General features: G+C 74.0%; 20 protein-coding genes. 11 read left to right on the forward strand and 9 right to left on the reverse strand.

Annotated features, from left to right (window positions below):
* Positions 1-9 precede the first annotated feature (9 nt).
* From tssG to tssK, 8 genes are all read right to left on the reverse strand, one after another.
* Complete coding sequence (gene tssG, locus V4F39_RS03030) at positions 10-1092, reverse strand: type VI secretion system baseplate subunit TssG (RefSeq protein ID WP_332287764.1); 1083 nt, start codon at positions 1090-1092, stop codon at positions 10-12.
* A gap of 85 nt (positions 1093-1177) precedes the next feature.
* The gene (gene tssF, locus V4F39_RS03035; protein WP_332287766.1) at positions 1178-2944 is read right to left on the reverse strand and encodes a type VI secretion system baseplate subunit TssF; all 1767 of its coding nucleotides are present in this window, start codon (positions 2942-2944) and stop codon (positions 1178-1180) included.
* Positions 2941-3378 carry a type VI secretion system baseplate subunit TssE gene (gene tssE, locus V4F39_RS03040; RefSeq protein WP_332287767.1) on the reverse strand — a complete coding sequence of 146 codons (438 nt, stop codon included), beginning with the start codon at positions 3376-3378 and terminating at the stop codon, positions 2941-2943. The genes tssF and tssE overlap by 4 nt, the downstream gene beginning before the upstream one ends.
* Positions 3375-4448, reverse strand: coding sequence for a hypothetical protein (locus V4F39_RS03045; RefSeq protein ID WP_332287768.1), 1074 nt, complete (start codon positions 4446-4448; stop codon positions 3375-3377). The genes tssE and V4F39_RS03045 overlap by 4 nt, the downstream gene beginning before the upstream one ends.
* The gene (locus V4F39_RS03050) at positions 4448-5437 is read right to left on the reverse strand and encodes a hypothetical protein (RefSeq protein ID WP_332287769.1); all 990 of its coding nucleotides are present in this window, start codon (positions 5435-5437) and stop codon (positions 4448-4450) included. The genes V4F39_RS03045 and V4F39_RS03050 overlap by 1 nt, the downstream gene beginning before the upstream one ends.
* 5 nt (positions 5438-5442) lie before the next feature.
* Positions 5443-9246 carry a type VI secretion system membrane subunit TssM gene (gene tssM / locus V4F39_RS03055; protein ID WP_332287770.1) on the reverse strand — a complete coding sequence of 1268 codons (3804 nt, stop codon included), beginning with the start codon at positions 9244-9246 and terminating at the stop codon, positions 5443-5445.
* 16 nt (positions 9247-9262) lie between these two features.
* A complete protein-coding gene (gene icmH, locus V4F39_RS03060) occupies positions 9263-10441 on the reverse strand; it encodes a type IVB secretion system protein IcmH/DotU (RefSeq protein WP_332287771.1) in 1179 nt (392 codons plus the stop codon).
* Positions 10438-11790: a type VI secretion system baseplate subunit TssK gene (tssK, locus tag V4F39_RS03065; RefSeq protein ID WP_332287772.1), complete on the reverse strand. Its 1353-nt coding sequence runs from the start codon at positions 11788-11790 to the stop codon at positions 10438-10440. The genes icmH and tssK overlap by 4 nt, the downstream gene beginning before the upstream one ends.
* A 187-nt stretch (positions 11791-11977) precedes the next feature.
* Between tssK and tssH the strand changes: the two genes are divergently transcribed.
* The 11 genes from tssH to V4F39_RS03120 all read left to right on the forward strand — a co-directional run bounded on the left by tssH (position 11978) and on the right by V4F39_RS03120 (position 23697).
* On the forward strand, positions 11978-14692 hold the full coding sequence (tssH, locus tag V4F39_RS03070; protein WP_332287774.1) for a type VI secretion system ATPase TssH: 2715 nt from the start codon (positions 11978-11980) through the stop codon (positions 14690-14692).
* A complete protein-coding gene (locus V4F39_RS03075) occupies positions 14689-15795 on the forward strand; it encodes a DUF2169 domain-containing protein (protein ID WP_332287776.1) in 1107 nt (368 codons plus the stop codon). The genes tssH and V4F39_RS03075 overlap by 4 nt, the downstream gene beginning before the upstream one ends.
* Before the next feature lie 24 nt (positions 15796-15819).
* Positions 15820-16158, forward strand: a complete 339-nt coding sequence (locus tag V4F39_RS03080; RefSeq protein WP_332287778.1) for a YegP family protein — start codon at positions 15820-15822, stop codon at positions 16156-16158.
* Between the two features lie 24 nt (positions 16159-16182).
* Positions 16183-17748, forward strand: coding sequence for a type VI secretion system protein TssA (gene tssA / locus V4F39_RS03085; protein ID WP_332287780.1), 1566 nt, complete (start codon positions 16183-16185; stop codon positions 17746-17748).
* Between the two features lie 14 nt (positions 17749-17762).
* A complete protein-coding gene (tssJ, locus tag V4F39_RS03090; RefSeq protein WP_332287782.1) occupies positions 17763-18332 on the forward strand; it encodes a type VI secretion system lipoprotein TssJ in 570 nt (189 codons plus the stop codon).
* A gap of 9 nt (positions 18333-18341) precedes the next feature.
* The gene (locus V4F39_RS03095) at positions 18342-18608 is read left to right on the forward strand and encodes a PAAR domain-containing protein (protein ID WP_332287783.1); all 267 of its coding nucleotides are present in this window, start codon (positions 18342-18344) and stop codon (positions 18606-18608) included.
* Between the two features lie 148 nt (positions 18609-18756).
* A complete protein-coding gene (locus V4F39_RS03100) occupies positions 18757-19242 on the forward strand; it encodes an Hcp family type VI secretion system effector (protein WP_332287784.1) in 486 nt (161 codons plus the stop codon).
* 360 nt (positions 19243-19602) lie between these two features.
* The gene (locus tag V4F39_RS03105; protein WP_332287786.1) at positions 19603-19836 is read left to right on the forward strand and encodes a hypothetical protein; all 234 of its coding nucleotides are present in this window, start codon (positions 19603-19605) and stop codon (positions 19834-19836) included.
* Between the two features lie 121 nt (positions 19837-19957).
* A complete protein-coding gene (locus tag V4F39_RS03110; protein WP_332287787.1) occupies positions 19958-21127 on the forward strand; it encodes an ABC transporter substrate-binding protein in 1170 nt (389 codons plus the stop codon).
* Entirely contained in the window at positions 21124-22044 is a 921-nt protein-coding gene (locus V4F39_RS03115; protein WP_332287788.1) for a branched-chain amino acid ABC transporter permease, read from the forward strand. Before V4F39_RS03110 ends, V4F39_RS03115 begins: the two co-directional genes overlap by 4 nt.
* A 90-nt stretch (positions 22045-22134) precedes the next feature.
* Positions 22135-23697 (forward strand): hypothetical protein, encoded by a 1563-nt coding sequence (locus V4F39_RS03120; protein WP_332287789.1) that lies wholly within the window; start codon positions 22135-22137, stop codon positions 23695-23697.
* 37 nt (positions 23698-23734) lie between these two features.
* Here the strand turns inward: V4F39_RS03120 and V4F39_RS03125 are convergent, their stop codons facing one another.
* A complete protein-coding gene (locus V4F39_RS03125; protein WP_332287791.1) occupies positions 23735-24427 on the reverse strand; it encodes a TerC family protein in 693 nt (230 codons plus the stop codon).
* Between the last annotated feature and the right edge of the window lie 96 nt (positions 24428-24523).

The following is a 24523-nucleotide window of genomic DNA, read 5'->3' on the forward strand; positions in this document are numbered from 1 at the left end:
GAGGCGCGGTCAACCGGGAGGCGGACCGCCGGATGCGCCGGACAGCAGCGGCGCGGGCAGGGACAGCGGGGCAACGGGATCGAGCGGGGCGCGCGGCCCGGCGCGGCTGCCGCAGTCGTGCACCGTGATGCGCAGCCGGCCGGGCAGCGGGCCGCGCAGAGCGCTGGTCCAGCCCAGGCGCGGGCCGCCGCGCCGCAGCGCGGCGGGCGGCAGGCCGGCGGTGGACAGCAGCACGCAGAGATCAAAATCGACCGTGCGGCCAAGGTAGAGCCGGGCCAGCGCCACGACGTCGTCGAAGTCCCGGCCCCCCGGCAGGCAGGCGGCGACGCCGTCGGCCGCCAGCGGCCCGACGACGATGCGGACCTTGCCGGCCCGGTCCGGCATCCGGCGGCCGAGCACGGCGTCGTCGCCGATGCACGGCGCGCCTGCCGCGCCCCCGGCCCGCCGCAGCGGCAGCGGCTGCGCCAGCTCGATCCAGCGCGGCACCCATTGCTCGATGTGCACCGCGGTGCCACCCAGCCGCTGCGCGACCACGCCGCGCAGCCCCTCCGCGCTGCGCGAGCGCTGCGAGAACGGCCCGAGGTAGGCCAGCAGGTGGGCGGGCGGCAGCGGCGTGCCGGCTTGCGCACCGTCGAGCGCCAGGCCGGCCAGCCCCAGCAGGCTGCGCGACAGGCGGTCGCGGCCGCCCGGCTCGAAGCGCTGGGGATAGCGGTACTTCTTCCAGGCCTCGTAATGCAGCAGGTTCAGGCGGTGGTTGAAGATGTCGAGGAACCCGGCGAGCGCATCGGCCCCCGGTGCGCCGCGCGCGATGTCGTCGAGGAAGTAGCCGGGCAGCGGGGACTGCACCCCGTAGAGGCCGCCGAAGGTCACCCGCATCCGCGCCGGCTGCGACGGCGAGGCGCCGGCCGGGTCGTAGGCGCTGACCTCGGCCGCCGGGAAGCGCAATGCGGGCTCGGGCAGCACCCGCAGCGGCGCCAGCGACAGGCGGCCCGCCAGCCCGGCCTGCCCGGGCGGCTGCAGGCGGCCCTCGATCAGCCGCATCAGCTGGAAGAAGTTGTAGCGCCAGAACGGCACGGCGGCCGGGCTGCTCACGGCCGCGCCTCGCAGGCACTGTGCATCGTGCGGCCTCCGGCGGTGCAGGGCGCCATCCGGGCCTTCGAGGAGGGCACTGGACGGCTCACAGCGGGCTCAGCGCGCCGAAGTCGCAGCGCCACGACAGGCGCGTACCCGCCGGCTGCACCACCAGCGTCAGTTCGGCGAACGAGTTCACCGGCACGTAGAGCCTCAGGAATTCACTGAGCAGGCCGCCGAACAGGTGCAGGTCGCCCTCGCCCGCGAAATGGCTGCCGAGCACGTCGACCTCGATCGCATGGCCGGCGACCACCGCACCGCGGCACGGGCGATGCACCGCGCGGCCGCGTGCGTCGACGATGCCCTCGATGCGCCGGCGGTTCGCGTCGAGCGGATTCCAGTCGTACAGCGCCAGCGTGCTGCGCAGCACCTCGGCATCGATCAGCGACAGGAAGCTCGGGATCAGGTGCGAGATGAGCCGCCAGTGGAAGCGGTCGTCGGTGGGCGGGTACTGCGGCAGCGTCGGCGCGGTGAGGTTGCGGCAGCCGGCGAGGTCCGGTGAACCGGCCACCAGCTCCGTGATGCCGGCGTCGCGCAGCGCCTTGCGCGGCAGCAGGCCGTTGGTGCCCGTCATGCGCACGGACAAGGTCTCGGCCGGCGGCTGGGCCGGGTCGATGCCGGCATGGCCGCCCAGCGCCAGCCACACCTCGTGCCGCCCCGATGGGCTGCGGCGCGGACGGGCGTGGAAGTAGCGCTCCGGGCTGTCGCCGCGCGGCAGGCCGCCGCGGTGCTTGAAGGAGGAGAACGGCACGTAGGGCAGGCGCCGGCCGCTCGCGTGGTCGAAGGCCAGCACGTCGTCGACGCTGTAGGTCTCGACGTGGTCGGCCTCGCGCAGCATCGGCACGAGGCGGTATTCGTCGCGCGTGAAATCGACGCGGATGGGCTCGGCCTCGAGGTCGAACAGGTTGACGATCGGCGTGCAGTGCAGGCGGATGTTGTCGGCGTCGAACGGCAGGTCGGCCGGAAAGGCCTTGTCGAGCACCGCCTCGACCGTGAAGCGCGTGGTCTGCGCCGCGAAACCCAGCGCCTCCAGCCCGCACAGGTCGACGAACAGGAATTTCTCGCGGAAGGCGAAGTACTCCTGCAGCAGCTCGTAGCCGGCGAAGCTGGTGCTGGCGGACGGCCACAGCCGCTCGTCGGCGCCGAAGCCGACGGCGCGGAACCGGTGCGCGCCGTCCAGCTCGATGCGCCGGGCGGGGCCGTCGTCCGACCGCACGACCACGTGCCCCACGTGGTCCAGCAGGTGGCGGCGCAGCGCCAGCGCCACCGGCATGTCCGCATGGAGGTACAGCCGCAGCGTCTCCAGGCCGAGCTGGTTCCACGCCACCTGCGGCTCGATCTCGAAGCCCAGCGAAATCACGCTGCGCCCGCCGCTGCTCACCCGCCCCTCGGCGCTCACCAGCCTGAGCGGCGCCAGCGCCACCGGCTGGGTGCTGCGGTACTGGCAGCGCACGCCGGCCGGCCCGACGGGGGCCGATCGCACGGCCAGGCCCCGGGGCAGCCGCTGCACCTGCCGCAGCACGAAGGGCTTGGGCTGCAGCTCCAGGATCGCCAGCGAGGGGATCGTGCGCACGTAGTGCGGCCACAGCAGGCCGACGACGCCTTCGGTCAGCTCCGGGAGGTCGTCGTCCAGGCGCTGGTGCAGGCGGGCGGCGAGGAACGCGAAGCCTTCGAACAGCCGCTCCACATAAGGATCGGGCGGGCCGAACCGGTCGAGGTTCAGCGCCGCGGCGCGCTCGGGGTGGGCCTGCGCGAACTCCTTGCCGGCCTCCCGCAGGTAGCGCAGCTCGGCCTCGTAGTAGCGATCGATCATGCGCCGTCCCCTCCCGCGGCGGGCGGACGGGGCCGCAGGCGCAGCGCGCCCTCCTCGGCCAGCCAGCCGTCGATCTCCAGCCTGCCGCCGCCGCGCAGGCGGCACATGATGCGAAAGCCGGGCACGAACGGCCGGCCCGCGGCGGGCCGGTCGTGCACGGCAACCTCGCTCACCCGCGGCTCGTGGGCCGACACCGCGCGCACGATCGCGCTGCGCAGCTGCTCGCGCGAGACGGCCTGGTTGGCATGGATCAGGCTCGTGTCCGGCAGCCCGTAGCCGGCTGCCGTGGCAAGCGCGCCTTCGCGGCAGTTCAGCAGGCGCTCGATGTGGTCCGCCACGCTCAGCGCGAGGTGCTGGCGCTCGGGCACCTCCTCGAGCAGGCGCCCGTCGGCGAAGCGGCCGGTCAGCAGCTCGTAGAGGCCCGCGCGGTTCATGCCGGCCCCTCGAACGGCGGGTACGCCGCCATGCCTGCCGCAGCCCGGCTCCATGCGCGCAGCGCCGCATCGCGCAGCAGGCCGTTGCAGGCTTGCGGGAGCGTGTCGGCGAGCAGCGCGGGCGCCGCTTCGGCCGCGGGCATGTGGGCGTTGCCTCCCAGGCACTCCGGCACGTCCGGCGCCAGCCCGGGATGGCCTGCCGCCATGGCCTGCCAGCGGCGCAGGCCGAACGACGCCACCGCGCCGCCCGGCGGCCGCGGCCCCGCCCCGCGCCGGCAGACCGGTACCCACGGCACGCCGGCGGCGGCCGGCAGCGGCGCCACCGCATCGAGCACGTAGACCGCCAGCACATGGCCGCCGGCGGCGCCATGCAGCGCCTGCTGCACCAGGGACTGGCCGGCGCCCTCGGCCAGCAGCACCAGGGCCGGGGCACCGGTGCGCTCCAGCAGGCGCGCGACATGCCAGCGCAGCCGCTCGACCGTGGCGGCGGAGAGCGACCGCCAGTCCCAGCCGAAGGCATGCGCGCTGATCGGCACGAGGGTGCTGTCGCCGGCCTGCAGGCGTTCGGCCAGCGGCCAGTAGGCCTGCAGCAGCGCCGTCCAGCCGCGGTCCTTCAGCGCCTGATAGCGCGCCTGCAGCGCAGCGCCCAGCGGCGGCAGCGCGCCGAGCCCGGCCGCCCTTGCCGACGCCGGCAAGCGATGGGCCGCCGCCACGAGCGCGGCGCCCTGTGCACCGCAGGGATCGGCGCCATGGTCCGACAGCACCCGCACCGGCTGCCGCCATGGCTTCGCGGCCCCCTCGCCGCCGTCCGGCAGCGCGGCGGCATCCGGATCCCACAGCGCTGCGCCATCGTGCAGTGCAAGCCGGGTGGCCCCGACCCCCGGCACGAACAGCAGGGGCAGCGGCCGCGGCACAGGCAAGGCCGCCCGCTCCCTCTGCAGGCGCTGCAGGCGGCGCGCGGCCCGCAGCTGCTCCGCGGGCGAAAGCACCCAGCAGCCCGGCAGGGCCTCGACGCCCGACGCTGCCGGATCGCCCGGCACGGGCTCCATCGACGGTGCCGCCCAGGACATCAGGCGGCCTCCCGCAGCGCCACGCTGGTGGCACGCCAAAGCGAGCGCGAGCTCGCCAGCGCCGCGCCCTTGACCGGTGGTTTGGACTGGCACAGCAGCAGCAGGTCCAGCAGCGTCGCGGCATGGCCCAGGTAGCCCAGCACGGCACTGTCGGCCACCGCCTGCAGCGGATCGAGGTGCGGCCAGTTGCGGGCACGCACGAAGCCCTCCTCGCGCGCCAGCCCCATGTGCGACGCATGAGCGCCCCGTGTCACCCGCTGCACCTCGGCCGGTTCGCAGCGCGCGGCCTGGCAGGCGGCGAGCACCGCGTGGCTCCAGGCGCTGCCCAGGTGGATGTCGGCGACATGGCGGTCGAGCCGCTCGTCGGCGGTGGCCAGCCAGAGCGGCGTGCCCTCGTCGCGCTTGAGCCACAGCAGCACCGCGGCTTCGCCAGGCACCACGCCGGCGGAGGACGGCGTGGCCAGCTGGTCGAGCGTGTCCAGCCACTGCAGCGGCCCGAGCGCCACCCAGCTCTCCGCCGCCAGCACGATGGCCTCGGCCTGCGGCGCTGCACCTGCGAGGAAGGCTTGCGCGGCCTGCAGCGCCTGCAGCGTGCCGGCATGGAAACCAACCGCCGGCGCGCCTCTTTCCGAGCCGCACCAGGCCAGCCACGCCGCCGCCGCGGCCAGGCCCGCCTCCGGCCACACGGGCGTCGCTTCCGGCATCACGACGAAGAGCCGCGCGGGGCGCCAGCGGTGCGGCGCCCCGCCGCTGGCCGCGGCCAGGTCGGCCGCCGCGCCGGCCACCAGCCGGCTGATGCGTTCGAGCGGCGCCAGGCCGCTGGCCAGCGCCAGCCGCGCAGCGACCGCCGCGCCGGCCGCATCGTGCTCGCCGCAGAGCGGCAGGGGCAGCGGCGGTGCCTCGGGCGCCAGGGCGAGCGACGTGGCCTCGACACCGCCGGCGGCGGTGCACGCGCCGCCTCCCGCGACGCGGCAATGCAGGGGTGGCACGCGGTTCACTCGACCGTCCCCCGTGCGGCGCGCCGCGGGTCCGGGCCATCGGGCCGGCCCTGCGCCCCGGCCACCAGCGGCGGCGCAGCGTCCGCCACGGCCGCGGGCATCGCGGTGTCGGGCGCCGGCGCGGGCAGCGCGGCGGCATCGAGGATCTGCATCGGCAACTGCAGGCCGAAGAGGGGGGACAGGTCCTGCGGACCGAAGCTGGCGTCTGCGCGCATCTGGTAGCTCACGCTCTGGTTGTCGGGCAAGGCCCAGGTGATGCGCGTCCGGCCGGCGTCCAGCCGTTCGATCCGCGCGTTGGACAGGGCCCGCAGGAGGCCCCAGGTGCCGCGCTGGAACTGCGCGACCTGGACCCCGCTGTCCTGCAGGCTGATCTCGACCTTGGCCAGCGGTGCCGTGCTGGGCCCGGGCCAGGTGAACAGGCGCCACTCTTCCGGGCCGTTCTGGTAGCGCATCTGCTGGCCGTCCAGTTCGAGGCTGGACTGCACGATGCCCGGCGAGGGCTCGGGCCTCAGGTAGAAGCGAAAGCCCGTGTCGCCCTGGACCGCGATGGCCTCGCCCACGCGGGCCAGCCGGTTCAGCGTCTCGAGGAACTCGGGCCGCAGCGCGATGCCCCGCCCGCCCCAGGTGCGCGGCACGATCTGCCGGCCTTGGCGGGCGACGAGGAAGTCGACGTGCTGGCGCATGAACGTCCAGACCAGCCCGTCGCCCTCGCGCAGGAAGCGCGTCAGCTCGGCCATCGAGGCGTCGGCCTGCGCCTCGGCGAACGGATACCGCCCGGTGAACGCGGAGATCCACGGCTCGGCGACGGCATTGCGCCAGGCCTGGTTGACCTCGACCGCCGCCGGCGCCAGCGTCGCCTCCCATGCAAACTGCAGCGGCTGCAGGAAGAGCGGACGCACCGCATCCTGCGTCTGGCCGTCCATGCCGGCCAGCAGCTGCTCGGTCCACACATAGGCGTCGTTGATTTCCGAGCCGGTGCCGTCGAGGGTCGCCCTGACCAGCTGCACCGCCGCGCTGCCCTGCGCATGGCCGGTGCGCAGCTTGGCCAGGCGCGTGCGCACCGCCAGCAGCTGCTCCAGGTAGCGTGCCATGCTCACGGTGACGTCGCCGCCGCGCTCCGCCGGGCGGCCCAGGCCGGTCAGCGCGAGGAAGCGCCCTTCCAGGCGGCCGCGGCCGACGATCTGCTCGCCCTTGTGCACCTGGCGCTTCTCGGCCTCGGCGCCGAGCAGCCGGTCCTTCAGCGACTCGGCCCGCACCGCGATCTCCTCGAAGATCGGCTTCGTCGGGGCGTCCCACGAGGTCTGCTCGTCCAGCGTCCTGACGAGTTCGACGTAGGGCGACGACCGCACGTCCGCCAGGCGGCCGAGGCCGGCGATGGTGGCCTCCAGGCTGCCGAACGGCAGCACCCGCACGGTGCCGAGGAAGCGCTGCCACTCGCTGGCGTAGTCGTCGAGGTAGTGGCGCTTCAGCGCCTCGAACCGGGCCTGCGGATCGGCCGCGGTGGCGCGGGCCGCGGCACCGTCCATCGCGAGCAGGCCGTCGTCGACCCGCGGCTTGCGGCTGGCCTCCTCGAACGCCGGCTTGAAGTAGGACGTCCACGCCTGCTTGGTGTACAGCCCCGAGACCCGGCCGTCCGACTGCAGCACGCCGGCCCCGGCGGCGCCGATCATGTGGTCGAGCGACAGCAGCGGAAAGCCGGCCGCCTGCGCCCGCACGGCCAGGTACTGGCGGCGCACCGGATCGACTTCGTTGACGAGGCTTCGGAGGCTGTCCCGCGCCTGGCCCAGCACCGCCTGCCGGGCGTCGTGGCGCGACACGTCGGCCGACTTGAGCTGGCTCGCGTAGAACGCGACGCAGCGCGCCAGCGCCGCCGACGCGCCGGGCGCCAACGGCTGCGCACCGGCCAGCGCCTGGCCCCACAGCGCCGGCAGCTGCGCGCGCACGGCCGCCTCGTCCGCCGCCGGCGGATGGGCCAAGCCGTTGTAGAGCCGGTAAAGCGCATAGCCTTCCTCGACGGGGTCGGGCCCGGCCAGGCGTTCGTCGTCCGACAGGCCCAGCCGCTGCGCCGGCGGCGCGGGGGGCGGCGCATGCCGGCCTGCCCGCGCGGCCGGCAGGTCGAGCCCGGAGAGCCGGGCTTCCAGCCGCCGGCCCACCGGATCGAGCACGACGCGGCCGAACTGCCCGAAGAACGCGGCGCGGGCCTGCTGCGCCAGGGCATCGCGCGCGTCGAGCCCGAACCGCCAGGACAGAAGGCCGCCGCCGCGGCGCGCACCCGCCAGCTCGGCCTGTTCGCGCAGGCCGTCGAGGGCCTCGATCCACGCCGCCGGCGCCTCGGAGCCGCGCGCCGCGGCCATCGCCTGCACGGCCTGCAGGAGCTGCCGCTGCGCGCCGCGCTGCTGGAGGTAGCTGGCCGTCCAGGCGGCCGCGGCCAGCACGGCCCCCGCGGCGCACAGCCCCAGCGCCACCCGTTGCCAGCGCGCCAGCCGCCATGGCAGGCGCAGGGCGAGGTGCCGGTCGGGCAACAGCAGCTGGCCGAAGAACTGCGCGCTGAAGCAGCGGCGCACCGTGCCCGCCGCCGGGGCCGTGCGCTGCAGCCCCTCGGCGACGCCGAAGGCCTGGCGGATCTGCGAGCCGGCCGGGCTCACGAGCTCGCCGCCGCTGCCCACGCTGGCAAAGTAGAAGCCGCGGAACAGCGGGCGGAACTGGTAGGGGTTGGTCTGGAAGAGCCGGCCGACGAAGTCCTCCAGCACCGGCCCCAGCTTGGCGAACTCGATCGGGAACGAATACAGCCCCAGCCGCTGCGCCGTGCTGCGCTGCTGCTGCAGCAGGCGCTGTTCGGCGATCTCGCGCAGCGCCGAGGCCAGCAGCCCGAACTCCCGGGCGAACGCCCGCGCGGCGCCGGTGCGCCGCCGCGCGCGCCAGGACAGCATCGCGCCCCAGGGTTGCGCGAGTTCGGCGGCGTCGGCCCCTTGGAAGAAGGCGTCAAAGCCCTCGATGCGGTCCATCTGGCTGAACACCACGTACACCGGTACCTGGAAGCCGGTGCGGTCGGACAGGTCATGCACGCGGTCGCGCAGCTGCCGCGCCAGCTGGTCCACCTGGCCGGTGCCGGCCGCCGCCAGCCCGGGCGCGTCGACGACGATGAGCACGCCGTCCAGCGGCTTGGCGCGGCGGTACCTGCGCAGCAGGCCGAGCAGCGTGCGCCACTCCTGCCGGCCCTCGGCGCTCTCCGCGAAGCGGCCGTTCGTGTCGAGGATGACGGCGTCCGACGCGAAGTGCCATTCGCAGCCGTCGTAGCCGCGGTCGCGGTTCTCCTCGTAGGGCGAGAACTCCAGCAGCGGGAAGGACAGGTCGCTGCCGGTCACAAAGCGGGTCTTGCCCGCGCCGCCGGCCCCCAGCACGGCCAGCCAGGGCAGCCGGTACCGCGCCCCGGGGCCGATGAACGGCAGCCATCGGCGGCCCAGGCGCGAATGGTTCAGCGTGTGGAGGGCGGCCAGCAGCCGCGCGCGCAGCGGCTCGTCCTGCACCTCGCGGCCGGTCCTGTCCGGGGCGGCGCTCGCCTCGCGCTGCCGCTGCTCGGCCCACTGGCGCCAGCCGTCGGCGAAGGCGCGCCGCAGCAGCTCGCCGACCAGCAGCAGCAGCACCCACAGCGCGAAGACGACCAGGCTCGCCACCAGCCGCGCCTCGCGGTCGCCCAGCCCCAGGCGCGCGCCGGCGCCCCACACCGCCGCCAGCGCGGCGAGCGCGAGCAGGCTCACGACGAACCGGTACGAGAGCACGATGCCGATCAGCTTCTTCATGGCGGGGCCTCGTCGGTCAGCGGGCGGGCAGCACCCGGAACTCGATGCGCCGGTTGGCGGCCTGGCCGGCCGGGGTGCCGTTGTCGGCCAGCGGACGCGTGGCGCCGAAGCCCCGCGCCGACAGCCTCGCCGCATCGATGCCGCGCGCGGCCAGGTACTGCACGACGCTGCGCGCACGCGCCTCCGACAGCGCCTGGTTGGCCTGCGGCGGGCCGCTGCTGTCGGTGTGCCCCTCGATGGCGACCCGGGCCTCGGGCTCGCCGGCCAGCACCGGCAACAGCGTGTCGAGGAAGGCCGCACCCTCGGGCGCCAGCGTCGCGCGGCCGCGCGTGAAGGCGACGGTCTTGCCGGACAGCAGCGTGTCGAGCGCGGACTGCAGGTCCGGCGCTGCCGTGGGCGCCAGCGTATCCAGCCGCGCCACGGCCGCCGCGACCTCGGCGGACCGCGCATGCAGCCGCTGCCACAGCGCGTGGTAGCCGGCTGCCAGGCCCGCCAGCAGCAGCAGCGGCCAGGCCCACAGCGGCACGCCGATGCGCCAGCTGCGCCGCCGCTCGCGCAGCACCGCGTGCGGGGCGAGCGGGGTGGCCGGCCGGGCGCGCAGGCGGCCGATCTCCTGGGCCAGGCCGGCCGAGATGTGGGCCAGTTCCTCGCCCGATTCCAGGTGGTAGCGGCCCTGGAAGCCCAGCATCAGGCAGAGGTGGTACAGCTCGAGCAGCCGGAAGTTGGCCTCCGGTGCGTGCCTCAATGTCACCAGCCGGCCGAAGAACCCCTCGCCCGCAAGGTTCTCGCCATACAACTCGAGCTGCAGCGGCTTGACCTGCCAGAACTCGCGCACCGGGTTGTCGGAGTGCAGGATCGCCTCGTCGAGGTAGGAACACACCGCGTACCGGGCGTCGGCCACCTGCGCCGCGTCGTAGCCCGCGGCCAGCGCGCGGCCGCCCGCTTCGTCCAGCGCCGCCAGGCACTGCGTGCGCAGGTGCTCGGGGTGGTCGACCTGGCAGCCGCGCTGGATGTCGAGCGCAAGGTACAGCGGATCGCCGTAGAGATCGGCCAGACGCACCGCCTGCGCAGGCCGCAGGGGGCCGCTGCGGCGGGCAGCACGGCGGCGCCACAGGCCGAAGAAGGCGGTGCGCCCGGCGGCAGCGTCCACCCGGCCGGCGGCGCGGGCGCCCTCGGGCAAGCGGGCGGTACTCACCTCATCACCGCCATCAGTTCGACGGCCGCCTCGGGCAGCGCACGCGGCACGTACACCGCGATGGTCCGCGACTGCAGCATGCGCTGGAACTGCGGCCCGTCGGCCAGCAGCCCGAAGTAGTGCCTGCCCATCTTCACCGGCAGGGCCGAAGGCACACGCGCCATGTGGATCAGCCCCACGCCGGGCAGCGCGGAGTTGACGAGCCGGTCGACGTCGTCGGGCGATCCGACCTTGATGACGCGCGTGGCCAGCTCGACGAGCTGCTGCGCGGGCAGCGCCGCGTGGACCGACAGGTAGAAGTCCGCCTTGCCGATCAGCTCATCGTTGTCGAGCCGCCCGTAGTGCAGCGCCGGCCGCACCGGCTCCAGCGGCAGCGGCACGAAGCGCGAGGGGATGACCGTGTCCAGCAGGCGGCGCAGCAGCGCGTCGAGGCGCCGGAAATGCTCGGCCGGCTCCGCATGGCGGTAGCTCGGCAGCTCTTCGAGGCCCGTGTCGGGGGCGAAGGTCATCAGCGCCGCGGCCAGGCGAGACAGCACCGCAAAGGCGCGCTCCGGATGGGCCGCCGGGTGCTGCATCAGGTGGCGCACCTCGGGCCACGCGGTGTTGACGGTGTGCAGCAGCCAGAACAGCGACACGTCCGCCGCCCCGAACTCCACGAGCTGGCTGGACCGTTCGCGCCGCTGCTCCGACAGCGCCTGCGATTTTGCCTGCAGCATGTCGTGCAGCCGGCGCAGCAGGTGCAGGAGGTACTCGCTCGCGCCGAGTGCGACGCTGGGCGGCACGAAGTCGCGGGCCACCCGCAGCACGCCGCTGCTGTCGCGCCGCAGCAGCGCGATGGGGCAGACCTGGTAGTCGCCCAGGGGCTCGCCGTCCAGCATGAGCGTGACGTTGCGCCGCGACACCGCGAGCTGCGCGCCCGCGTGGCCGCTGACGACGTCGACAACGTCCTCGAACTCGCGGTAGTAGCGCCGGGCCCGGGCGCCTTCGGCGTCCTGCAGCCGGTAGTTCGCAGCCCGGCCGTCGAAGGGCGGCAGCGCGGCATAGACACAGGCCTCGGCGGCGGCCGCCGGCACGGCGTCGGCCAGCTGCCGGCCCGGGGGCACGCGGTCGGCGCCGTCGGAATCGAAGGTCTCGCCGTCGGGGAAGGTCACCTTCAGGCGCAGCACATGCAGCTGTCCGAGCGCCAGGCCGTCGGGGTCGATCTCGACCGCGTGCACGCCCCAGGGGGCGACGCTGCCCAGGCGCGCCGCATCGCACACACGCGCCTCGACGTACCGGTCCTGCTGCTGGAAGTGCTCCGGACCGAGGAACACGCCCTCGTTCCACAGCGGCTTGAACAAACGACCCATCGTGTGCTCCTTGCACTTGGTTCGTCGCCGGTGACCGCTGGCGTCCGAGGGACCGGATTGCACCCGCAGCGCCCGCCATCGATCGGACGAAGTGACGGCGTTTTGGGCAGGTATTTGATATTTATGCGTCCTTGCCCAATCATTTTTATCGTTTCAAGATGGCCGCCCGCTGCCACCGGGGAGGCCCATGCCGAGCGACCCTTCGAACCGCCTGCACCAGCTGCTCCATCGCTTGAACAACCACTGCGCCCGCACGTTGGACGGCGCGGCCGGGCTGGCCATCGCACGCACCCACCACGAGGTCGGCATCGAGCACTGGCTGATCAAGCTGCTGGAAGCCGGGGACGGCGACGTGCCGCACCTGCTGAAGCATTTCCGCATCGACACCGAGCGGCTGTGGACCGCGCTGCTGCAGCAGCTCGACGACTACCGGGGCGGCAGCCACGAGAACCCGGCGTTCTCCCGTGCGCTGGCCGACCTGCTCGAGGAGGCGTGGCGCTTCTGCGGCGCCGACCTGGACAGCCCGCGCATCCGCTCGGGCGCGCTGCTGCTCGCCGTGCTCTCGCTGCGTGGCTACGGCCTGCCGCAGGCCCTGCTGCCGCTGGAGGCCATCCCGCTGGCCATGCTGCGGCGCGAGTTCCGCGACATCACCCGACGCTCGGCCGAGCAGGACGAGGCCGCGCCGGCCCGCAGCCCGGCCGGGGACGCCGCTGCACCCGAGCCGGGCCGCGTGGCGGTGAAGGCGCAGGCGCGCCTCACGACGCACCTGGACCGCTTCACCGTCGACCTGACCGCGCGGGCACGGGCCGGCGCGATCGACCCGGTGTTCGGCCGCGGCGACGAGATCCGCCAGGTGCTGGACATCCTGTCGCGGCGCCGCAAGAACAACCCGCTGCTGGTCGGTGAGCCCGGCGTGGGCAAGACCGCCATCGTCGAGGGCCTGGCGCTGCAGATCGCCGAAGGCGCGGTGCCGGAGCCCCTGCTCGGCGTGGAGCTGCGCGCGCTGGACCTCGGCCTGCTGCAGGCGGGCGCCAGCGTGAAGGGCGAGTACGAGAGCCGCCTGCGCGGGCTGATCGACGAGGTCAAGGCGTCGCCGGTCGCGGTGGTGCTGTTCATCGACGAGGCCCACATGCTGATCGGCGCGGGCAACGCCGCCGGCGCCGGGGACGCCGCCAACCTGCTGAAGCCGGCGCTGGCGCGCGGGGAGCTGCGCACGATCGCCGCCACCACCTGGAGCGAGTACAAGCAGCACATCGAGCGCGACGCCGCGCTCGAGCGGCGCTTCCAGGCCGTGAAGGTCGGCGAGCCCGACGAAGCGGCGGCCATCGGCATGCTGCGCGGCCTGAAGGGCCGCTACGAACAGCACCACGGCGTCGCGATCGCCGACGACGCCGTGGTCGCTGCGGTGCGGCTCAGCATGCGCTACCTCACCGGCCGGCAGCTGCCCGACAAGGGCGTCGACCTGATCGACACCGCGGCCGCCCGTGTGAGGATGGCGCGCGCCGTGGCGCCGGCCGCCCTGGGCCAGGCGAACGAGCGGGTCGAGGCGCTGCAGCGCGAACGCAGCGCGCTGGAAGCCGACCTGGCCACGGCCCGCGTCGAGCGGGCCGTGGCGGCCGAGCAGCGCCTGGCCACGATCGCCGCCGAATGCACGCAGGCGCAGGCGCAGGCCGCGCAGCTGCAGGCGCGCTGGCGCGGCGAGCAGGCCCTGGTGGACGCCCTCGACGCACCGCAGGCCGACCGCGCCGCGCTGCGCCTGCGCCTGCGGCAGTTGCAGCAGGCGGCGCCGCTGGTGCATCCGGAGGTCGACGCCGCCGCCATCGCGGCCGTCGTGGCCGACTGGACGGGCGTGCCGGCCGGCCGGCTGCAGAAGGACGACCTGGCGGGCCTGCTGTCGCTCGAAGACCGGCTGCGCGAACGCGTGCTCGGCCAGGACGCCGCGCTCGCGACGCTGGCCGATGGCCTGCGCAGCGCGCGCGCGGGGCTGCGCGGCAAAGACGCGCCGCTCGGCGTGTTCCTGCTCGTCGGCCCCTCGGGCGTCGGCAAGACGGAGACGGCGCTGTCGATCGCCGACGTCCTGTTCGGCGGCGAACGGGCGCTGACGACGATCAACCTCTCCGAGTACCAGGAGGCCCACACCGTGTCGCAGCTCAAGGGCTCGCCGCCGGGCTACGTCGGCTACGGCCAGGGCGGCGTGCTCACCGAGGCGGTGCGGCGCCGGCCGTACGGTGTGCTGCTGCTCGACGAGATCGAGAAGGCACACCGCGACGTGGCGAACCTGTTCTACCAGGTGTTCGACCGCGGCTTCATGCGCGACGGCGAGGGCCGCGAGATCGACTTCCGCAACACCGTCATCCTGATGACGTCCAACCTCGGCAGCGGCACGCTGATGCAGCACGCGCCCGCCTCGCACGGCCTCCACCCCGACGAGGCGCTGGCGTGCATCCGCCCCGAGCTGGTCGCGCACTTCCAGCCCGCGCTGCTCGCCCGCATGCGGGTCGTGCCCTACCTGCCGCTCGACGCCGCCCGGCTCGCGGACATCGTGAAGCTCAAGCTTGCCCGGCTCGCGCAGCGCTTGCACTCGACCTGGCAGGTGCCGCTGCACAGCACCGACGAACTGCACACGCTGCTGGCGGCGCAGTGCAGCACGCCGGACAGCGGCGCCCGCAACATCGACCGGCTGATCGAGCAGGTCCTGATGCCGTCGATATCGCGCGAAGTGCTCACGCGCCTGTCGCGCGAGGCGCCGCCCGCCGCGGTGCTGCTGAGCAGCGACGGCGAGGGCGGCATCGACATCGACTACCCCGCCGACCCGGCGCAGGTGCCCGCGGCGCTGCAGGCCCTGCAGGCGCAGGCCGCCGCGCGCCGGGCCGCGCGCGCGCCCGCCGAGGCGCTGCCATGAACGCCGCCTGGCCCCCCGAGGCGCTGCCGGACGGCGGCCTGCTGGACAACCGCACGCCCTGGCGCGCGCAGGCCCTGCCCTTCTTCGACGACGACGCCCGGGAGGGCCGGCTGGTCGTCGTCAAGCTGCAGTACCGGCTTGCCGCCGGGCGGCCGCTCGAGGCGATGGAGGCCGATCCGCTGCGGCACGACGACGAGGCCGAAGGTGATGGTGGCGGCGACGGCGGGGCAGGCCCCGGCGCGCCGCTGCGGCGCCCGGCCGACGTGATGGCGCCGCAGAGCGCGACCAACGTGATCGTGCTCGGCAGCGTCGAGGCGGCCGGCGGCGAGGTGGCGGCCTTCGAGCCCTGGATCGGCATCGGCGCGACGGTGTTCCCGCTGCGGGTGCACGGTCCGCGCGAGTGGCGCGCGCGCGGCTGGGCAACCCGGCTGGCGTCGCTGTTCATCGCCCGGCGCTTCAAGTGCGTCCGCACGGGCCGCGTGCGGCGGCTGGCGCTGTCGTGGCGGCACGCGTACGGCGGGGCCGGCTGGCCGGGCAACCCGGCAGGCACCGGCCATCCGGCGGGCCCCGCCAAGGCCGACCTGCACGGACTGGCGTTGCCGCGCATCGACGACCCGCGTGCGCCGCTGCGCCGCTGGGACGAGGCGCCCGCCGCGCCCCACCTGCCCGGCGCGGTGCACCCCCGGTGGCTGCCGCGGCGGGCACTCGGCGGGACGCAGGACGGGCAATGGCAGGCCACACGCGCCCCGGCGCTGCCCGCCGACGCGCGCCCCGGATGGCACGACACGGCGCACCCCGCGCTCCAGTTCCGGCCCCGGCTGCAGGGCGGCGAACCCGTGCGCCTGGAAGGCTTCGCGCAGCTGCTGCCGGCGGTGGACTTCGTCCTGCCGCACCATCGCTTCACCGCGCACGGCTGGCGGCCGGGCAGTCTGGCGTCCTGCCCGGTGCCGCTCGACACCGTGCTGATCGAGGCCGACCGGCAGCAGCTCACCCTGCTCTACCGCGCGTTCGTGCCGCGGTGGACGCAGGGCCTGGAGCTGCGCCGCCTGGTGCTGGACGACGCGGCCTCTCCGGCGGCACCGCCCGCCGGCCCTCCCGCCTGATGCGCCCGTCAGGCGCCGATGACCATGCCCTCGAAATTCCTCGTCACCCGCCGCCCGGCGGACAGCTACGTGTACGCCCTCACCGCGCGCAACGGCGAGACCATCCTGCACAGCGATGCCGGCCACGGCAGCGTCGAATCCGCGACCTCGTCGATCGAGCGGCTGCGCGAGGCCGTCGCGCGGCCCGAGGCGATCGAGGTGCGGCGGTCGCTCGGCGGCCACTGGTACTTCCTGGTGCGCGACGGCGAGCACGTGCTCGGCCGCAGCCGCCCCTATCCGTGGCGCTCGCGGCTGGACAAGGCGATGGTCGCCGTGCGCCAGTGCGCGCCGGCCAGCCGGATCGAAGTCGATCCGCTGGACTGAAGCGCGGCGACCCGGAGCCCCGACATGCCTGCCGTCGCCAAGATGCTGAGCCGCTGGTTCTCCGGCGCACCCGAGGCCGCGCCCTCGCTGGCACTGCGCGGCGCGCTCGCCGAGCTGCTGGCGCCGCTGCCCGGCGACGCGGCCGGCACCGACGTCGGCTACGAGGACGAATACACCGCCATCCAGGACGAGATGGCCAAGCGCGGCGGCATCGACGACCTGCGCATCGCCGCCAACGCCACCGTGCTGCTGCGCGAGCGCGGCAAGGACCTGCGGCCGGTCGTCTTCATGGCCTTCGCCGCGCTGCGCACCGAGGGCCTGCCGGGCTGCAACGAGGTGCTGAAGCTCCTGCTCGCCCTGATGCTGCGCTACGGCGATCAGCTGCACCCCCGCAAGCCCGCCGCCCGCCGTGCCGGCTTGCAGTGGCTGGCCACCGACCGCTTCGCCGACCCGCTGGACGCCGCGGCGCAGGACGCCGACGACACCGCGCTGCGCTGCCTGCACGCGCTGGCGCAGGCGCTTGGCCACGCCGCGCAGGCCTGGCCCCCCGATGCGCGCCCCGACCTCGGCAGCCTGCAGCGGCGGACGCAGCGTTACCTCGATCAGCACGCCGCGCACGCGCTGCGGCGGGCGCCCGCCCCGGCGGCGCCCGTGCCCCCGCCGGTCGCCGACGCAGCCCCGGAGCCGGCCACCACCGAGGAAGCCTGGGCCGCCATCCGGCGCGCCGGCACGGTGCTGCGCGCCGACCCGCTCGCCGCGGCGGCAGGCCGGGCGGTGCAGCGCGGGGCGCGCTGGCAGTCGCTGGCCGCTGCGCCGCCGGCCGAGGCCGGGCGCACCCGCTTGCCGCCGCCGCGCAGGGAGACGGTCCAGTCGCTCGACGCCCTCTTCCGCCAGGCCGAATGGCAGGGGCTCATCGACGCCTGCGCCCAGGCCTTCAACGAGGGCCACAACCACCTGTGGCTGGACCTGGCGCACCGCAGCGCGCAGGCCCATGCCCAGCTGGGCGTCGAGCACGAGCTGCCGCGCCTCGAGCTGGAGCTGCAGGTGCGCATGCTGCACCGGCGCCTGCCGGCGCTGGCCGGCCTCGCCTTCGACGACGGCACCCCGTTCGCCAGCGAGCCCACCCGCCGCTGGATCGACGCGCTGGCGGCGGGCGCGGCGCCCGCACCGGCGAAGCCCGGCGCCGCCAGGCCACCCCGGGTGGCCGATGTGCGCACACTGATCGACCGCGCGCGGGCGGCGCTGCGCACCGGCTCGCTGCAGGAAGCGCTGGCCGGGCTGCAGGCCCAGGCGCGCCAGGCCGGCTCGCTGCGCGAGCGCTTCGTGCTGCACCGTGCGATGGCCGAGCTGGCGCAGGAACGCGGCCAGGCCGAGCTCGCCTGGGGCGTGCTCGCCGACCTCGCCGTGCAGATCGACACCCACCGCCTCGGCCAATGGGAGCCGGAGCTGGCGTTCGACACCCTCCACGCGCTGCACCGGCTGGCGCTGCGCGGCAGCGACGCCACGGCACGCGGCCGTGCGCAGGACCTCCACGCCCGCCTCTGCGCCATCGATCCGGTGCGCGCCGCGGCGATCTCCCACCCCGCATGAACAGGACCACGCGCATGACGGCGCCAGCACCTCCCCTCCCGCGGCACGGCCCGGCCCCTTCGGCGATCGGCCGGCGCCGCTGGCTGCTCGGTGCGTGCGGCGCCGGCGCAACGCTCGCCGGATGCGGTGCCTACCAGGGCGCCAAGCAGCTGGCCAAGGCAGCGCTGTACCCGAGCGTCGAGGTGCTGAAGATCGACGTGCACGCCGACGCCATCATCAACCCCGACGACCGCGGCGGCGCCCTGCCCGTCACGGTGCGCATCTACCAGCTGGGCGCCCGCGAGGAGATCGAGCGCGCGGGCTACGCCGACCTGGTCGGGCAGGACCGCACCGTGCTCGGCGCCACCCTGCTGCAGCGCTACGAGTTCGTCGCGTACCCGGGCGAGTCCGCGGCGCACGCGTTCCCGATCAAGCCCGAGGTGCGCTTCATCGCGCTGCTGGCGGTGATGCGCAAGCCGCCGGCGCCGGCGTACCTGCTGCTCGACGCGATGTCGTTCGGCACCCGCGGCATCACGTTGGCCTTCGACCGCGACCGGATGGTGCTGGCCGCCGGGCCGAAGCCCCTCGAGCGGCCGCGGCGCTGACGAAGCGCCATGGCCCAGCGCCCCATCGCCTGCATCGGCGACACGACCAGCCACGGCGGGCGGGTCGTGTCGGGCAGCCCGCATTCACGGATCCTCGGGCGGCCGGTGGCGCGCCTCGGCGACACCGTGACCTGCCCGCGCTGCAGGCCCCACCGCTTCGCCATCGTGGAAGGCAGCGAGACGCACCGCGTCGACGGCCGGCCGGTTGCACGCGATGGCGACCGCGCCGCCTGCGGCGCCGTGCTGATCGCCGCGCGCAGCGCCACCACGCAGTGAGCCGGCGCCCGCACGGCGGAAATCCGCTTGACCGGCGCAGACCCCCTGTGCAACCTGGGCTGCGACCGTGCTGCACCCGCCGTCGCAACAAGGTTGCATTTCCCCGCCAGCAGTCCTTTCGCCCACCCCTTCGCTCAGGAGATTTCCCATGGCCATTCCCGCCTATGCATGGATCAAGGATGACGGCGGCGCCGACATCAAGGGCTCGGTCGACGTCGAGGGCCGCACCGGCTCGGTCGAGGTCGTGGAGTTCAACCACGAGGTGCGCATCCCGACCGATGCCAACACCGGCAAGCTCACCGGCACGCGGGTGCACGAGCCCATGATCCTCGTCAAGCAGTTCGATGCCTCGTCGCCGTACCTCTACAAGGCCGTGACCAACGGCCAGACGCTCAACGAAGTGCTGATCCGCTGGTACCGCATCAGCGCGGCCGGCCGCGAGGAGGAGTACTTCAGCCACAGGCTGGAGAAGGTGAAGGTCATCGCGGTGCGCCCGGTGATGCACAACATCAAGGAGCCCTCGAAGGAGCGCTACAACCACCTCGAGGCCGTGGAACTGCGCTACGAGAAGATCACCTGGACCTACGCCGACGGCAACATCATCCACAGCGACAGCTGGGTGGAGGGCCGCTGACCGGCGCCGAACGCCCGGGGCGGCACCAAAGCAAAGGGCCACCCAAAGGTGGCCCTTGTCGCTACCGGGCACCGCAGCGCTGCTGCGGTGACGGGGTCTTGGCGCCGGTGACGGGTTCCGGGATTCCGCCCAATCTGCGGTCGGTTGTTCGCCTCGTTCAAGTAGCCATTGTGCGCAGGCGGGCGCGGCCCGATCGGCCGAACAGCGGGCGCCCTGCCACCCAGTTCGGGCCATGCCGGCGCGGCCGGGGTAGGACAAGCGCTACAGCGGCCAGGGCCGCCGTCCGGCATCGACGACCCGGGCGGCTTGCGACGATGCAGGCAGGTTCGATGTTGGACTGCACACCGAAGGAGCACCACCATGACGCAGCATGCCGAGATCGTTGGCGAGGTGTTCTACCGCGAGGGCGACGGCCCGCAGATGGTCATCCGGCCCGGCCCGGTGGAGATCGAGCTGACCGAGCGCGACGCCACGCTGAGCTGGGAGGACGGCGAAGCGCGCGGGCTGGCCGCGATGCCGCTGGCCGACTACAAGCGCTACGTCGCCGAAGGCGCCATCCGCACGATCGTGCAGGCGGAGCCGGCCGGGTCCTAGCCCCGCCCCTCCCTTGCTCGGGCGCAGGTAAGCTCCGGCCGGTTCCGGCCGGCTGCCTGCGCCCTTGCTGTTTTTGCATCGCAGACGCCGGCTGCCCGATCCCCCACCGCAGGAGTCTTCGATGCGCTTTGCTTCCCTCGTGTGTGCCTTGCTGGCGGCCGCCGGGTCACCGGCCCAGGCGGCCGACACTGTCAAGGTCGGCCTGATCAGCACACTCTCGGGCCCCGGCGCGGCGCTCGGCATCGACATCCGCGATGCGTTCAACCTGGCGCTGAAGCACACCGGCGGCAAGCTGGGCGGCCTGCCGGCCGAGGTGATCGTCGCCGACGACCAGGCCAGCCCCGACGTGGGCCGCCAGGCGGCCGACCGCATGGTCAAGCGCGACAAGGTCGACTTCATGACCGGCATCGTCTTCAGCAACGTGATGCTGGCGGTGGGCGCGCCCACCTTCGCGGCCAAGACCTTCTACCTCAGCGCGAACGCCGGCCCGTCGCAGTACGCCGGCGAGCAGTGCAACCCGTACTTCTTCAGCGTCTCGTACCAGAACGACAACCAGCACGAGGCGGTCGGCAAGACGGTGCAGGACAAGGGCTTCAAGAAGGTGGCCCTGCTGGCGCCGAACTACCCCGCCGGCAAGGACGCGCTCACCGGCTTCAAGCGTTTCTACAAGGGCGAGGTGGTGCAGGAGATCTACACCAAGCTCGGCCAGCTCGACTACGCGGCCGAGCTGGCGCAGGTGCGCGCCGCCAAGCCCGACGCGATGTACATCTTCCTGCCGGGCGGCATGGGCATCAACTTCGTCAAGCAGTACGTGGCGGCCGGCATGTCCAAGGACGCGACGCTGTTCGGCCCCGGCTTCTCGGCCGACGAGGACGTGATCGGCGCGGTGGGCGAGCCGATGCTGGGCATGTTCAACACCTCGCAGTGGGCCCATGACCTCGACAACGCCGCCAACAAGCGCTTCGTCGCCGATTTCCAGAAGGCCTACGGCCGCCTGCCCACGCTGTACGCCTCGCAGGGCTACGACGCCGCGATGCTGATGGACGCGGCGGTGCGCGACGCCAAGGGCAAGCTCGACGACAAGGAGGCCGTGCGCAGGGCGCTGAAGGCCGCCAGGTTCGACTCGGTGCGCGGTGCGTTCAAGTTCAACGCCAACCAGTACCCGATCCAGGACTACTACCTGCGCGTGGTGACCAAGGACGCCCAGGGCCGCATCACCAACCGCACGCTCAGCACGGTGTTCAAGGCCCACACCGACGCCTACGCCGGCGCCTGCAAGATGGCGTCGTGACCGCGGCGCTGTTCGCCGAGCAGGCCCTGAACGGCCTGCAGTTCGGGCTGATGCTGTTCCTGCTGGCGGCCGGCCTGACGCTGGTGTTCGGCATCATGGACATGATCAACCTGGCCCATGGCTCGCTCTACATGGTGGGGGCCTACCTCACCGCGGCGGCCACGCAGGCGTCGGGTTCGTTCCTCGCCGGGCTGGGCGCCGGCATCGTCGGCACCGCGGCCTTCGGCATGGCACTGGAGGTGGCGGTGCTGCGCCGGCTCTACCAGCGCGACCACCTGTCGCAGGTGCTGGGCACCTTCGCCATCCTGCTGATGTGCAACGAAGCCGTCCGCATGGTGTGGGGCTCGCAGCCGCTGATGCTGAACCTGCCGGCCGCGGTGGCGGGCCCGGTCACGCTGACGCCGGGCTTCGTGTACCCGGCGTTCCGGCTGGTCATCATCGGCGTGGGCATCGCGGTGGCGCTGGCGCTGTACCTGCTGATCACGCGCACGCGCGTCGGCATGCAGGTGCGCGCGGGCGCCTCCAACCGCGAGATGGCGCAGGCCATGGGTGGCAACGTACGGTGGCTCTTCACGCTGGTGTTCGGCGCCGGCGCGGCGCTGTGCGCGCTGGCCGGCGGCCTGCTGGGCCCGCTGCTGGCGGTGCAGGTGGGCATGGGCGAAAGCATCCTGATCCTCGCCTTCGTCGTGGTGGTGATCGGCGGCATCGGCTCGGTGCGCGGCGCGCTGGTGGGGGCGCTGCTGGTGGGGCTGGTCGACACCGTGGGCCGCACGGCCGTGCCCTGGGCGCTGGGCGGGCTGCTGGGGCCGGCGGCGGCCTCGGGCGCCGGCCCGGCGATCGCGTCGATCCTGATCTACGTGCTGATGGCAGGGGTGCTGTTCTGGCGGCCCGAAGGGCTGTTCCCAGCGCGCGGCTGACCGGCCGGCGGGCGGCGTCGCCGGCTGCGCATATATTCGCGCGGCCTTGGGCAGCCGCCGAAGGTGCGAACCTTCCTTTGCTGTTGCCCGATGACCGGACCCCTGCGCTCCCCTTCCCCCCTGCCCACCCACCGTTCCGGCCGTCCGCCGACCGCTGCCCGAGCCCGCTCGCCGAAGCTGGCCCTCGCCGCGCTGGCCGCCGCAGCGGCATCGCCCGCCTGGGCCCAACCCGCCGGGGACGGCGACGCCGCGGCGCACCGCCGGCCGGCCGCGATCAGCATCGGCTTCGAGCGCATCACCCTGCCGAAGAACGAAGGGCTCGGCCTCGTCGGCACCAGCTACCTCCTGCACCTGACGCCGAACCTGGTGATCGGCCCGGCCGCCTACGGCGCCCTCACCGGCGAGCGCGGCGGGCTCTTCACCATCGGCGGCGAGGTGGCCTGGCACCAGCCGCTGGGCGGCCGGTGGTCGGCCAATGCCGGTTTCTACGCGGGCGGGGGCGGCGGCGGCGTGGCCCCGGTGGGCAGCGGGCTGATGCTGCGGCCGCACGTCGACCTGCTGGCGCGCTTCGGCCCCTTCCGCGGCGGCCTGTCGTGGTCGCGCGTGTCGTTCCCCAGCGGCGACATCGGCAGCACGCAGCTCGGCTTCGTGCTGCTGGCCGACACGGGCTTCGGTTCGTGGCCCGGCGGTGCCACCCCGGCCTCGCGCCATGCCGACGGCGTGGGGCTCGACCGTGTGGTGGCGGTGGCCGGCGTGTACCGCCCCTCACGCAGCAGCACGCGCGTCAGCGGCACGCCGATGGAGCGCAGCGTCGGCTACGTGGGCGCGCGCTTCGAGCGCGAGTTCTCGCCCGGCCTGCTGGCCGGCCTGGAAACCAACGGCGCGGCCAGCGGCGGCGCGGGCGGTTATGCCGAATACCTCGGCACGCTGGCGGCCGAGACCGGCCTGCAGGGCGGCCTCTTCACCGCCGGTGCGCGCCTGGGCCTGGGCATGAGCGGCGGTGGCGACGTGTCGACCGGCGGCGGCTTCCTCGCCAAGGCGGCCGTCTACGGCAACGTGCGGCTGTCGCCTTCGGTGTCGCTGGGCCTGGAAGGCGGCCTGGCGCGTGCGCCCGATGGCCGGTTCAAGGCCAGCTTCGGCGCCGTCAACCTGAACTGGCAGATCGACGGCCGTGCACAGCCGCGGCAGGCGGCTGCGGGCCCGGCGCCCGCCACGCGCATGGAATGGGTGGCCGGCGTCGAGCGCTACCAGGCGGCGCGCCGCGATGGCAGCACGCGCCCGCTGGAGAACGTGGTGCTGAAGGCCAACCGCTTCGTCGGCGACACGGTCTACCTCACGGCGCAGGTGCACAGCGCCTACGGCGGCGGCGCGGGCGGCTACACGGTCGGCCTGATCGGCGCGGGCGTGCAGAGCCCGGCGTGGGCCGGCTGGCGGGCCGGCGGCGAGTTCATCGTCGGCGCGGGCGGCGGCGGCGGAGTGGACACGGAGGGCGGCGCGCTGCTGCAGCCCACGGTCTACGTCGACCGGGCGCTCGGCCGCGCGACCTCGGCGCGCCTCAGCGTGGGCCGCATCGATTCGGCCAGGGGGCGGCTGGGTGCGTCGGTGGCCGAGCTGTCGTTCGTTTATACGTTCGGCGTGGCCGGCGCGCGCTGACCGCGTCCGCCATGCAACAAGCCGGGCTGCGCGGCCGTCAGGCCGCCGCTTCCGCCGGCGCGCCGCCCTGCCGGCTCGCCAGCCACTTGCCGGCCAGCACCACCGCCACGGCGCCCACGGCGGGCACCACGGTGTGCAGCAGGTGGTGGTGCTCGGCGAAGTTGGTGATGGCGGGGTCGCCGATGGCCATCTCGCCGGCCACCCAGCCCAGCAGGGCCGCGCCGGCGGTGATGATCAGCGGGAAGCGCTCCATCAGCTTCAGCAGCACGGTCGAGCCGAAGATGATCAGCGGGATGCTGATGACCAGGCCCAGCACCAGCAGCGGCACGTTGCCCTTGGCCGCGGCGGCGACGCCGACCACGTTGTCCAGGCTCATGACCAGGTCCGCGACCACGATGGTCTTGATGGCGGCGGCCAGGCTCGAATGGCCGGCCAGTTCCTCGTCGCCGTCGTCACCCTTCAACAGGCCGATGCCGATCCAGAACAGCAGCCCGGCACCGATCAGCTTGAGGTAGGGCAGCGTCAGCAGGTAGACCGCGAAAAAGGTGAGGATCACGCGCAGCACGATCGCGCCGATGCTGCCGAAGAGGATGGCCTTCTTCTGCTGAGAAGGCGCCAGCGAGCGCGAGGCCATCGCGATGACGACGGCGTTGTCACCGCTCAGCACGATGTTGATGAGGACGATCTGCGTGAGCGCGATCCAGAAATCGGAACTGGAAAAAAACGACATGGGGTCTCCTGGGTGACGCCGCGGAACTGCGGTCGGTTCCGGACCCCCCGAGACTACGGACCGGGCCTGTCACCCTTCTGCCGGGCTGCTGTCAGG

This window comes from Aquincola agrisoli (assembly GCF_036621135.1).
GTDB lineage: Bacteria > Pseudomonadota > Gammaproteobacteria > Burkholderiales > Burkholderiaceae_C > Aquincola > Aquincola agrisoli.